The organism is Variovorax sp. P1_G12 (assembly GCF_056405555.1).
This window is the reverse complement of the sequence record NZ_JBFUBW010000017.1, coordinates 1-11,863: the sequence shown is the minus strand read 5'-3', so window position 1 is coordinate 11,863 and position 11,863 is coordinate 1. Positions and strand designations below refer to the sequence as shown.

At 69.8% G+C, this 11,863-nt stretch carries 13 protein-coding genes; 7 read left to right on the top strand and 6 right to left on the bottom strand.

Translation table 11 applies throughout. The features are described 5' to 3' along the window. Positions 1 to 99: 99 nt before the first annotated feature. The 3 genes from AC1D2O_RS19900 to AC1D2O_RS19890 all read right to left on the bottom strand — a co-directional run bounded on the left by AC1D2O_RS19900 (position 100) and on the right by AC1D2O_RS19890 (position 4,394). Positions 100 to 858, bottom strand: a complete 759-nt coding sequence (locus tag AC1D2O_RS19900; RefSeq protein WP_478089401.1) for a sulfite exporter TauE/SafE family protein — start codon at positions 856 to 858, stop codon at positions 100 to 102. Between the two features lie 268 nt (positions 859 to 1,126). Next, a complete protein-coding gene (locus AC1D2O_RS19895) occupies positions 1,127 to 2,761 on the bottom strand; it encodes a GMC family oxidoreductase (protein ID WP_478089400.1) in 1,635 nt (544 codons plus the stop codon). Between the two features lie 121 nt (positions 2,762 to 2,882). After that, positions 2,883 to 4,394: a CoA-acylating methylmalonate-semialdehyde dehydrogenase gene (locus AC1D2O_RS19890; RefSeq protein ID WP_478089409.1), complete on the bottom strand. Its 1,512-nt coding sequence runs from the start codon at positions 4,392 to 4,394 to the stop codon at positions 2,883 to 2,885. Positions 4,395 to 4,596: 202 nt separating this feature from the next. On the opposite strand from AC1D2O_RS19890, the gene AC1D2O_RS19885 reads away from it, so the two are divergent. The 5 genes from AC1D2O_RS19885 to AC1D2O_RS19865 are packed head-to-tail and all read left to right on the top strand — an operon-like array spanning position 4,597 to position 8,739. Next, positions 4,597 to 5,763 (top strand): MlaE family ABC transporter permease, encoded by a 1,167-nt coding sequence (locus AC1D2O_RS19885; RefSeq protein WP_478089399.1) that lies wholly within the window; start codon positions 4,597 to 4,599, stop codon positions 5,761 to 5,763. After that, a complete protein-coding gene (locus AC1D2O_RS19880; protein ID WP_478089398.1) occupies positions 5,763 to 6,590 on the top strand; it encodes an ABC transporter ATP-binding protein in 828 nt (275 codons plus the stop codon). The genes AC1D2O_RS19885 and AC1D2O_RS19880 overlap by 1 nt, the downstream gene beginning before the upstream one ends. A gap of 5 nt (positions 6,591 to 6,595) precedes the next feature. Next, a complete protein-coding gene (locus AC1D2O_RS19875) occupies positions 6,596 to 7,579 on the top strand; it encodes an MlaD family protein (protein ID WP_478157786.1) in 984 nt (327 codons plus the stop codon). Between the two features lie 19 nt (positions 7,580 to 7,598). Beyond that, on the top strand, positions 7,599 to 8,249 hold the full coding sequence (locus AC1D2O_RS19870; RefSeq protein ID WP_478157785.1) for an ABC-type transport auxiliary lipoprotein family protein: 651 nt from the start codon (positions 7,599 to 7,601) through the stop codon (positions 8,247 to 8,249). 31 nt (positions 8,250 to 8,280) lie between these two features. Further along, a complete protein-coding gene (locus tag AC1D2O_RS19865; protein ID WP_478093900.1) occupies positions 8,281 to 8,739 on the top strand; it encodes a metallophosphoesterase family protein in 459 nt (152 codons plus the stop codon). 3 nt (positions 8,740 to 8,742) lie between these two features. Here the strand turns inward: AC1D2O_RS19865 and AC1D2O_RS19860 are convergent, their stop codons facing one another. After that, positions 8,743 to 9,384 (bottom strand): MarC family protein, encoded by a 642-nt coding sequence (locus AC1D2O_RS19860; RefSeq protein ID WP_478093899.1) that lies wholly within the window; start codon positions 9,382 to 9,384, stop codon positions 8,743 to 8,745. A 14-nt stretch (positions 9,385 to 9,398) separates the two neighbouring features. After that, a complete protein-coding gene (locus tag AC1D2O_RS19855) occupies positions 9,399 to 10,145 on the bottom strand; it encodes an SDR family oxidoreductase (RefSeq protein ID WP_478093897.1) in 747 nt (248 codons plus the stop codon). A gap of 70 nt (positions 10,146 to 10,215) precedes the next feature. Here AC1D2O_RS19855 and AC1D2O_RS19850 point away from each other — a divergent pair, with 70 nt between their 5' ends. After that, entirely contained in the window at positions 10,216 to 10,836 is a 621-nt protein-coding gene (locus tag AC1D2O_RS19850; RefSeq protein WP_478093896.1) for a DsbA family protein, read from the top strand. A 2-nt stretch (positions 10,837 to 10,838) separates the two neighbouring features. Beyond that, entirely contained in the window at positions 10,839 to 11,522 is a 684-nt protein-coding gene (locus tag AC1D2O_RS19845) for a dienelactone hydrolase family protein (RefSeq protein ID WP_478157784.1), read from the top strand. A gap of 49 nt (positions 11,523 to 11,571) precedes the next feature. Here AC1D2O_RS19845 and AC1D2O_RS19840 read toward each other — a convergent pair. Continuing rightward, positions 11,572 to 11,863: LysR substrate-binding domain-containing protein (locus tag AC1D2O_RS19840; protein ID WP_478157783.1), on the bottom strand; the 292-nt coding region annotated here is incomplete at its 5' end.

Genomic DNA, 11,863 nt, shown 5'->3' with positions numbered 1-11,863 from the left:
ACTTCGTGTCCGGGCGCCCACCCCCTGCCGGGGGCAACACCAGCGGCCCGGCAAAGCCGGTTCCGCGGTGTTCACCAACAGGCCGGGCTGCGCCGGCCGCTAGCGAAGGAAGGCGTCGTAGGCGGTCTTGAGGATCAGCGCGCCGACCACCACGATGAAGACCTTGCGCACGAACGCGGCGCCATGCTTGATCGCAACCCGCGCGCCGATCACGCTGCCGGCCACGTTGGCCACCGCCATCGTCAGCGCCAGCTGCCACAGCACGTGGCCCTTGAGCCCGAACAGCAGCAGCGCACCCAGGTTGGTCATGGTGTTGAGCAGCTTGGCCGAGCCCGCCGCGTTGAGGAAGTCGTAGCCCAGCCAGCGCACGAACAGGAAGACGAAGAAGCTGCCGGTGCCGGGCCCGAAGAAGCCGTCATAGAGGCCGAGCAGGACGCCGATCGAGCAGGTGGCGAGCAGTTCGGCGCGGCCGCTGAAGCGCGGCGCGTGGTGGCGGCCCATGTCCTTGCGCGCCAGCGTGTAGAGCAGCAGGGCGACCAGCACCAGCGGCAGCAGCTTGCGCAGGAAATCCCCCGGCACCACGGTCACGGCCCAAGCGCCGGCCAGCGAGCCCGCGAAGGCCAGCGCGCCGGCCGGCAGCAGCGTGTGCCAGCGCAGGCCGACGCGATGGTGGAACTGCGCCGCGGCCGCGGCCGTGCCCCAGACCGAGGCGCTCTTGTTGGTGCCCAGCAGCGTGGCAGGGGCGGTGCCCGGCAGCACGCTGAACAGCGCCGGCACCAGGATCAGGCCGCCGCCGCCGACGATGGAATCGATGAAACCCGCGAACAGCGAGGCGAGGGTCAGCATCAGAACGTCCATGGACGAAATTGTCTCACCCGGGTTGCTCTCCCTCTCGCGCGAGACCACCGGTGGCGAGCCCAAAAGAAAAGGCGCCGACTTGCGGCGCCTTGTTCAAAAAAACGGCATCTCGTGCGGATGCCTTAGCTGAGCTTGTTCTGGTTCTTCGAAAGATGTCTCCTCGGTCCCCCGCGCTGCGGGCTGGCCCGTTTGCGAGTGCCGAGACTTTAGTTCGACGCACCGTGCCAGTGCATCGGGGATTACCCGCCAACAGAAACAAATGGACACATCACGAGGCGGCGGCGGCCTCTCGCACCCATCCGGCCGCCTTCTCGGCCATCATCAGCGTCGGGCTGTTGGTGTTGCCGCTGGTGATGGTGGGCATGGCCCCGGCGTCGACCACCCGCAGCCCCTGGATGCCGCGCACGCGCAGGCGCGAGTCCAGCACCGCCATCGGGTCGCCGTCGGCGCCCATCCGGGTGGTGCCCACCGGATGGAAGATGGTGGTCGCGATGTCGCCGGCCAGCCGCGCCAGCTCCTCGTCGCTCTGGTACTGGATGCCGGGCTTCCATTCTTCGGGGGCGTACCTGGCGAGCGCGGGCTGGGCCGCGATGCGCCGGGTCACGCGCAGCGAATCGGCCGCCACCTTGCGGTCCTCGTCGGTGCTCAGGTAGTTGGGCGCGATCGCGGGCGCGTCGCCGAAGCGCGCGCTCTTGATGCGCACCGTGCCGCGGCTGGTCGGGTTCAGGTTGCACACGCTGGCGGTGAAGGCCGGGAAGCTGTGCAGCGGCTCGCCGAAGGCATCGAGCGAGAGCGGCTGCACGTGGTACTCGAGGTTCGGCCATTCGTGCTCGGGCGAACTGCGCGTGAAGGCGCCGAGCTGCGAGGGCGCCATGCTCATCGGCCCGCTGCGCTTGAGCAGGTACTCCAGGCCGATCTTCGCCTTGCCGTAGAGCGACGAGGCCATCACGTTGAGCGTGGGCGCGCCCTGGATCTTGTAGACCGCGCGGATCTGCAGGTGGTCCTGCAGGTTGGCGCCGACGCCGGGCAGGTCGGCCACCACCTCGATGCCGTGCTGGTTCAGCAGCTCGGCCGGACCGATGCCCGACAGCTGCAGCAGCTGCGGCGACCCGATGCTGCCCGCGCACAGCAGCACCTCGCGGGTCGCATACGCCGTGACCATTTCGTGGCCGTCCCAGACCTGCACGCCGGTGCAGCGCCGCGTGCCGTCGGCCCGCGTCTCGACGATCAGTTTCGTCACCTGGGCGTTGACCCACATCTCGAAGTTGGGCCGGCCGTAGCAGGTCGGCCGCAGGAAGGCCTTGGCCGTGTTCCAGCGCCAGCCGTCCTTCTGGTTGACCTGGAAGTAGCCCACGCCCTCGTTGCTGCCGCGGTTGAAGTCGCTGCTGTGCGGGATGCCGGCCTCTTGCGCCGCCTGCGCGAAGGCGTCGAGGATGTCCCAGCGCAGGCGCTGCTTCTCGACCCGCCACTCGCCGCCGGCACCGTGCATCTCGTCGGCGCCGAGGTAGTAGTCCTCGTGCTGCCTGAAGGCCGGCAGCACGTTGTTCCAGCGCCAGGTGTCGTCGCCGGTGAGCGCGGCCCACTGGTCGTAGTCGCGCGACTGGCCGCGCATGTAGATCATGCCGTTGATGCTGGAGCAGCCGCCCAGCGTCTTGCCGCGCGGGTAGCGCAGCGTGCGGCCGTTCAGGCCGGCATCGGGCTCGGTGCTGTAGAGCCAGTCGGTGCGCGGGTTGCCGATGCAGTAGAGATAGCCCACCGGGATGTGGATCCAGTGGTAGTCGTCCTTGCGCCCGGCCTCGATCAGCAGGGTGCGCTGCTGCGAGCTGCGGGTCAGGCGGTTGCACATCAGCGCGCCGGCGGTGCCGCCGCCGATCACGATGTAGTCGAAGGTGGTGTCGCTCATGAAGCTCTCCCCCAGCCTCGCCCACTTCGTGTGGCTCTGACACCCCCGCTCCGGGGGCAACCCCAGCGGCCCGGCGAAGCCGGTTCCGCGGGGCTCCTGGCCTTGAATGTCTGTGGAGCCATCATTTTGCCGTGGGCATCACGAACTCGGCCCCCTTGGGCGTGCTCTCGGGCCAGCGCTGCATGATCGACTTCTGCTTGGTGTAGAAGCGCACGCCTTCCTCGCCGTAGGCGTGCATGTCGCCGAACAGGCTCTTCTTCCAGCCGCCGAAGCCATGCCAGGCCATCGGCACCGGGATCGGCACGTTGATGCCCACCATGCCGACCTGGATGCGCCGGCTGAACTCGCGCGCCACGTTGCCGTCGCGCGTGAAGCAGCTCACGCCGTTGCCGAACTCGTGGGCGTTGATCAGGTCCACCGCTTCCTTGAGGTCGTGCACCCGCACGCAGGACAGCACCGGGCCGAAGATCTCTTCCTTGTAGATGCGCATCTCGGGCGTGACGTGGTCGAACAGCGAGCCGCCCATCCAGAAGCCGTCGCTGCAGCCTTCTCCTGCCGCGTCGCCGTCGAAGCCGCGGCCGTCCACCACCAGCTTCGCGCCCTCTTTCTCGCCCTGCGCGATATAGCCCGTGATGCGCTCGTGCGCCGCGCGCGTCACGATCGGGCCCATCTCGGCCTCGAGATCGGTGCCGTTGCGCACCTTCAGCGTCCTGGCGCGCTCGGTCAGCAGCGGCATCACGCGGTCGGCCACGTCGCCCACCAGCACCGCCACCGAGATCGCCATGCAGCGCTCGCCGGCCGAGCCGTAGCCCGCGCCGATCAGCGCGTCCACGGTCTGCTCGATGTCGGCATCGGGCATCACCACCATGTGGTTCTTGGCGCCGCCGAGCGCCTGCACCCGCTTGCCGTGGCGCGCGCCGGTCTCGTAGATGTAGTTGGCGATCGGGGTCGAGCCGACGAAGCTGACGGCCTTGACGTCCGGGTGGTCCAGCAGCGCGTCGACCGCCTCCTTGTCGCCCTGCACGACGTTGAAGACGCCGTCGGGCAGCCCGGCCTCCTTGAGCAGCTCGGCCATGCGCAGCGACGGGCTCGGGTCGGTCGGGCTGGGCTTGAGCACGAAGGTGTTGCCGGCGGCGATCGCCACCGGGAACATCCACATCGGCACCATCACCGGAAAGTTGAACGGCGTGATGCCGGCCACCACGCCCAGCGGCTGGCGCAGGGTCCAGTTGTCGATGCCGGTGGAGACCTGGTCGGTGAAGTCGCCCTTGAGCAGCTGCGGGATGCCGCAGGCGAACTCGACGATGTCGATGCCGCGCGTGACCTCGCCCTGCGCGTCGGTGAAGACCTTGCCGTGCTCGGCGGTGATCAGGTGGGCGAGTTCGTCCTTGTGCCGGTTCAGCAGTTCGAGGAACTTGAACATCACGCGGGCGCGACGGATCGGCGGTGTGTCGGCCCAGGCCGGGAAGGCGGCCTGGGCGGCGGCCACCGCTGCATCGACGTCGGCGCGGTTGGCCAGCGCCACGCTGCCGGTGGCGGCGCCGGTCGCCGGGTTGAAGACGTCCTGGGCGCGGGTGGACTTCGGGGCCGCGACGCGGCCGCCGACGAAGTGATGGATCGGGGTCTTGCTCATCTGCATGGTGTTCTCCTGCCGGCACGGCCGGCGAGTGGGGGAGTGGCGGGACAGGACGGGGAGAGTGCGGTCCAGCGCCGATTGTGGCAAACGCCCGCGGGTTGCGCGAACGCCTGCACGCAGGGCGGCCATCGCGAGCTCCGGCGCAGACGCACCCGGTTACGATGTTGCGTTTTTCGCTGTACGACCTGCCGCCGCCTCCATGCCGACCGATTCGCCGATGCCCGCCGACGCGCCAGATGCGCAGGGCGCGCCGCCGCTCGTCGCGGAGCGTGAACAGGAGGGCCGCCGATGGGCGATCGCCAGCGGCCGATGGACCGTGCTGGCGATGTCCGCCCCGACCGCCTGGAGCGTCCTGTCCGAGAGCCTGAAAGGGGTTCCCGCGCAGGCCGATCAGACCTGGGACCTGCGGCCGATCGAGCAGCTCGACCACATCGGCGCCCAATTGCTCTGGGATCACTGGCAGCAGGCCTGGCCGGCTCGCGTCGAGATGGACTCGCGGCACAAGGCCGTGCTCGACCAGGTCGCGCTGTACACCTGCAGCGCGCCCATCGAGCCTGCGGTGACGCTGGCCGCGCGCTTCAAGGCCTTCGCCCACAACGGGCCGCGCATGATGTTCGCGGCGCGCGATTTCCTCGGCCTGATCGGCCAGCTCACGCTCGACCTCGGCAAGCTGGCCCGAGCGCCGCACCGCGGCCCCTGGCGCGATTTCTCGGGCCAGATCTACCAGTTCGGCACCACCGCGCTGCCGATCACGGCGCTGGTGGGACTTCTGATCGGCGTGGTGCTGGCCTACCTGACCTCGCAGCAGCTGCGCCAGTACGGCGCGGAGACCTTCATCGTCAACATCCTCGGCCTGTCGCTGATCCGCGAGCTCGGCCCGGTGCTGGCGGCGGTGCTGATCGCGGGCCGTTCGGGCTCGGCCATTACCGCGCAGATCGGCGTCATGCGGGTCACAGAGGAGCTGGACGCCATGCGCGTGATGGGCATCCCGCACGGCTTCCGGCTGGTGATGCCGCGGGTGCTGGCGCTGGCCATCTCGATGCCGCTGATCAGCATGTGGACCTCGATGGCGGCGCTGTTCGGCGGCATGATCGCGGCCGACCTCGCGCTCGACATCTCGCCGGCCTATTTCCTGTCGGCGCTGCCGCGCGCGGTGCCGATGTCGAACCTGTACCTGGCGCTGGCCAAGTCGGCCGTGTTCGGCGTCCTGATCGCGCTGATCGGCTGCTACTTCGGCCTGAAGGTCAAGCCCAACACCGAAAGCCTCGGCCGCGGCACCACCTCCTCGGTCGTGACCTCGATCACGGTGGTCATCCTGGTCGATGCGCTGTTCGCGGTGCTGTTCAAGGGCGTGGGACTGCGCTGATGGCCGACCTTCCGTCCAACGAGGCCGAGCGCGTGGTGGACATCCGCAAGCTCTGGACCGTCTTCAAGACGCCCGACGGCGACCAGGTGGTGCACCGCGATCTCGACCTGACCCTCTTCCGCGGCGAGGTGCTGTCGCTGGTGGGCGGCTCGGGCACCGGCAAGACCGTGCTGCTGCGCCAGATCCTCGGGCTCGAGCATCCGGCGAAGGGCGAGCTCACGGTTCTGGGCCGGCCGCCCGGCCAGCTCAGCGCGATGGGCGCCGCCAACGTCGGCATGCTGTTCCAGCACGGCGCCCTGTTCTCGGCCTTCAGCGTGCTCGACAACATTGCCTTCCCGCTGCGCGAACTCAAGCTGCTGCCCGACGACCTGATCCGCGACGCCGCGCTGGTCAAGCTGCAGATGGTCGGCCTGAGTCCGCAGCAGGCCGCCAAGAGCCCGTCCGATCTCTCGGGCGGGATGATCAAGCGGGTGGCGCTGGCACGCGCGCTCATCATGGATCCGCCGCTGCTGCTGCTCGACGAGCCCACGGCGGGTCTGGACCCCGAAAGCGCCGACGGCTTCTGCGACCTGCTGCGCGGCCTGCATCGCGAGCTCGGCCTCACGGTGGTGATGGTCACGCACGACCTCGACACATTGTTCGACCTCAGCAGCCGGATCGCGGTGCTGGCCGACCAGAAGGTGATCGTTTCCGGAACGGTGCGCGAGGTGATCGCCTATCCGCATCCGTTCATCCACGAGTACTTCCTCGGTGGCCGCGGCAAACGCGCCGTGGAAGCGCTCCATGAAGGGGCAGCCAGCCGGCCGGCTCCTCTGAACCAAAGGTAGCCGCCATGGAAAACAAGTCCCATGCCATCGCTGCCGGTGCCTTCGTGCTCGGCCTGGCCGCCGTGCTCGTGGCGCTGGTGGTCTGGCTCACGCGCGACGACACCGTGCGCAACATGTACGAACTGTCCACGCGCGACCCGGTGAGCGGATTGCAGCCGCAGGCGATGGTGCGCTACCGCGGCATCGCGGTCGGCAAGGTCGCGTCGATCGACTTCGACCCCAAGGTCAAGGGCAATGTGCGCGTGCGCATCAGCGTCGACGAGCGCGTGCCGCTCACCACCTCCACCTTCGCGACGCTGAGCTATCAGGGCGTCACGGGGCTGGCCTTCATCGCGCTCGACGACCGGGGCGAATCCCAGGTCTCGCTGGTGCCCGACAACGCCAACCCGCCGCGCATTCCGCTCAGGCCTTCGCTGCTGGCGCAGCTGCAGGACCGTGGCGAGGCCATCATCAACCGGGTCGAGGAAGTCACCCAGCGGGTCAACACGCTGCTCGGCGACGACAACCAGAGGCGCATCGCCGATGCCCTGGAGAGCATCTCGGCCGCCGCGGCGGGTGCCAATCAGCTCACGAAGTCGCTCGACAACACCGTCAAGACCGGGCTGAACCCGGCGCTCAAGGCGCTGCCGCCGCTGGTGGAGCGCACCAAGGACACCATGGTGACGGTCAAGGCCGCTGCCGCGGACGTCTCGCGCGTGGCCAACAACTTCAGTGCCACCGCGACCCGCCTGAACGCCAAGGACGGCCCGATCGACCGCCTGGGCGACGGCACCAAGGCCTTGTCGCAAGCGGTGGATTCCTTCAACAACGCCACGCTGCCGCGCGTGAACCGCGTCGCCGACGACACCTCCCGCGCGGTGCGCCGTCTCGGGCGCGCGGCCGACGGTATCAGCGACAACCCGCAGTCGCTGCTGTTCGGCAATGGCGGCGTGGTTGCCGGTCCGGGCGAACCCGGCTTCTCCGCGCCGGCGGTGACCGCGAGTCCGTGAAGGCCATTCCATGACTCCCATGAACGACGCTCTGAAGCATTCCCTCGCCGGCCTGGCCGCCGCGCTGCTGCTGGCGGGTTGCGGCGCGCTGCCCGACAAGCCGGCCCGGGCCGCCCTCTACGATTTCGGGCCCGGCAACACGGTGCCGGCACCGGCTGCCGCCGCCTCGCCGGCCCCGCGCGCGCGGCCGATGATCGCGCTGGCCGAAGTCGATGCCAATTCGCGGCTCGACGGCACCCAGCTGCTGTACCGCCTCGGCTACGCGGATTCGAACGAGTTGCGGCCCTACGGCCAGTCGCGCTGGAGCCAGCCGCCGGCGCAGCTGCTGCGCCAGCGCCTGCGCGAAGCGCTCTCGGCCGGCCGCACGGTGCTGGGCCCGGAGGAGAGCGCCACCATCGCCCGCAGCGCGGGCCGCCTGCCCGACACCCTGCGCGTCACGCTGGAGGAGTTCAGCCAGTACTTCGAGTCGCCCGAGCGCAGCATCGGCCTGGTGCGCGTGAGCGCCACGCTGACCCGCAGCCAGCCCGCCGGCGACAAGGTGCTGGCCCAGCGCAGCTTCACGGTCCGCAAGCCCGCGCCGACCCCCGACGGGCCCGGCGGCGTCAAGGCCCTGGCGGCGGCCAGCGAGGTCGTGGTGGCCGAGCTGGTGGCCTGGGTCGACGCGCAGTAGGCCGGCGCGTCCGAGACCATCGGCAGCCGCCATGCGCATCGGCATCATCTCCGACACCCACGGGCTGCTGCGGCCCGAAGCGCTGGACTTCCTGCGCGGCTGCGATCACATCGTGCACGGCGGCGACATCGGCGGGCTGGAGATCATCGACGCCTTGTCCGCGCTGGCGCCGCTGACCGTGGTGCGCGGCAACAACGATGGCGCTGCCTGGGCCGAGGCGGTGCCGGAAACGGCGCTGCTGGAAGCCGGTGGCCTGCGCCTCTTCGCGATCCACGATCTGGCGCAATTGCGCATCGACCCGGTCGCGGCCGGCATTCGCGTCGTGGTGTCCGGCCATTCACACCGCCCGCGGGCCGAGCAGCGCGGCGCGGTGCTCTATCTGAATCCCGGCAGTGCGGGGCCGCGCCGCTTCAGGCTGCCGGTCTCGGTGGCCGAGCTGCGGATCGATGGCGAGGCGATCGTGCCGCGCATCGTCGACCTGGGCGCGTAGCGCTCAGGTGGCGCGGTGCAGCACCGGGAACAGGGTGCCCAGCCCGTCGGCCATCACCTCGACCGCCAGCGCCGCCAGGATCAGGCCCATCAGCCGCGTCATGACGTTGATGCCGGTCTTGCCGAGCACCCGCGAGATCGGTTCGGCCAGCGAGAAGGTGACGCCGGTGGCCAGGCCGATCACCACGCCGTACCCGACCAGGATCGCGAGCTCCCAGACATGCTGCGTCCGGTCGGCGAAGATGACCACCGTCGACATGGTGGCCGGGCCGGTCAGCAGCGGGATGGTCAGCGGCACGACCGCGATCGAGGCGCCGAGCGATGCCTTCACCTCCGTCGCGCGGATCTCCTCCTTGTTGGTCTTCGACTCCGCCGGCTCGGCGTTCAGCATGGAGAGCGAGCTGATCAGCAGCAGCATGCCGCCGCCGACCTGGAAGCTCGCGATCGAGATGCCGAAGAAGGACAGCAGCTGCAGCCCCAGCAGCGCGCTGACCGCGATCACGATGAAGGCGCTGAAGGCCGACACCCAGGCCGTGCGCTTGCGCTGCTGGTCGGTGCAGCCCTGCGTGTAGTGGATGAAGAAGGGGACGATCGCCAGCGGGTTCACGATGGCCAGCAGCGTGATCAGCGGCTTGATCAGATCCATCGCGGGGGGCGCCATCAGCGTCCACCCGTGACGTCGAGGAAGGTTCCGGTGACGTAGCCGGCCTCGGCCGACAGCAGCCACAGGATGCCGTGGGCCACCTCGTCGGCGCTGCCGGTGCGTTTCATCGGCACGGTCGAGGCGAGCTGGAAGGCGCGCTCGGGCAGGCCGCCCGAGGCGTGGATCTCGGTGTCGATCAGGCCCGGGCGCACCGCGTTGACGCGGATGCCTTCTTCGGCCACTTCCTTGGCCAGGCCGATCGTGAAGCTCTCGATCGCGCCCTTGCTGGCGGCGTAGTCCACGTACTGGCCCGGCGAGCCCAGGCGCGCGGCCGCGCTGGAGAGGTTGACGATCGCGCCGCCGCCGCCGCCATGCTTCGTGCTCATGCGCCGCACCGCCTCGCGGGCGCAGACGAAACTGCCGATCACGTTGATGCGCAGCATGCGTTCGAGCCGCGCCACGCTCATCTGGTCGACGCGCGACTGCATGTCGACCACGCCGGCGTTGTTGACCAGCGCCGTCAGGCGGCCGAGCTTGGCGTCGACCTTCTCGAACATCGCGAGCACCTGCGCCTCGTCGCCGACGTCGGCCTGGACCGTCATCGCGGTGCCGCCGGCGGCGCGGATGGCCCGCACCACTTCGTCGGCGGCCAGCGAGTTGCTGGCATAGTTGACCGCGACCGCGTAGCCGCGGCGCGCCGCCAGCAGCGCGGTCGCGGCGCCGATGCCGCGGCTGCCGCCGGTGATCAAGAGCACCTGGTCCAAATCCCACCTCCTGCACGAAAGCCGCGCGTCAGTTAAAACCACAGCGGATTACATCATCGAGGAGACGCTCTTGAGCCGCAGCATCGACTACTACTTCACGCCGCAGAGCCCCTGGACCTACCTCGGCCATGCGCGCTTCGCCGCCATCGCGAAGGCCGCGGGCGCCACGGTGCGCGTTCGGCCGATCGATTTCGGCGCCGTGTTCCCGGTCTCGGGCGGGCTGCCCCTGGGCAAGCGCGCGCCGCAGCGGCAGGCCTACCGCCTGGTGGACCTGGCCCGCTTCTCGCAGCACCTGGACATCGCCCTGAACCCCAAGCCCAAGTTCTTCCCGGTGGCCAGCGACGATGCCGCCCGGCTCATCATCGCGGCCGACCTGCACGACGGCACCGAGGCCGCGATGAAGCTCTGCGGCGCGGTGTTCGCAGCGGTGTGGGTTCAGGAACGCAACATCGCCGACCCCAAGGTGCTGGAAGCGCTGGCGGCGGAATGCGGGCTCGACGCCCGCTGCGCCGGCCAGGCGCAAAGCCAGGCGGTGCAGGAGCGCTACGAGGACTACACGCAGCAGGCCATCGACACCAAGGTCTTCGGCGCCCCGAGCTACGTGATCGACGGCGAGATCTTCTGGGGCCAGGACCGCCTCGATTTCGTCGAACGCGCCCTCAAGCGCCAGGCATCCACCACCGGAGCATGACCATGGGCCAATTCATCGATCTCACAGCCAGCGACGGCTTCAGCTTTCCCGCCTACGTGGCCGAGCCGGCGGGCCAGCCCCGGGGTGCCGTCGTCGTGGTGCAGGAGATCTTCGGCGTCAATTCGCACATTCGCGCGGTGGCCGACGGCTATGCGGCCGAAGGCTACCTGGCGGTGGCGCCGGCGACCTTTCACCGCGCGCGGCAGGGTGTCGAGCTGGGCTACACCGACGACGACCTGAAGGCCGGCTTTGCGCTCAAGACCGCGGTCGAGGCCCTGCCGGCGCCCGGCGTGCTGCAGGACATCCAGGCCGCGGTCGATCACGCGGCGCGGGCGGGCAAGGTCGGCATCGTGGGCTATTGCTGGGGCGGCCTGCTGACCTGGCGCGCGGCGGCCGGCGTGTCGGGCCTGGCGGCGGCGGCCCCGTACTACGGCGGCGGCATGACCACGCCGAAGGAAAGCGCGCTCGAGCCCAAGGTACCGGTGCTGGTCCATTTCGGCAGCAACGACCATTGGATTCCGCTCGACACCGTCGATGCCTTCAGGAAGGCGCATCCCGAGGTCGAGGTCCAGGTCTACGAATGCGGCCACGGCTTCAACTGCGACCAGCGCGGCTCCTACGACGCGTCGGCGGCCAGGCTGGCCAAGGAGCGCACGCTGGCGTTCTTCGCCAGGCACCTGGGCTGAGCCGGCCCCCCGCGCCGGCCGTCGCCGGTTCGCGCCGTCCGCGCGGGTTTCAGGCAGCCGGCGGCTGTTTTGCGCGTCGGCCGCCGGCCGCGGGGCGGCTTTCCTCGGATTCGGCCTGGGGCTCGGGGTCTCGCACGCGCGCTTCGAGAAAGTCCAGCAGCGCCCGCAGCGCGGCACTGTTGTGACGGCGCTGCGAATAGGCGGCGTACAGCCAGAGGTCGCGTGGCATGAACTCCTTCAGCACCGGCACCAGCGCGCCGCGTTCGATGTGCGACTGCGCCATCATCGTCGGCACGCAGACCGCGCCGAGTCCGGCCAGCGCGACGCCGATCAGCGGCGCG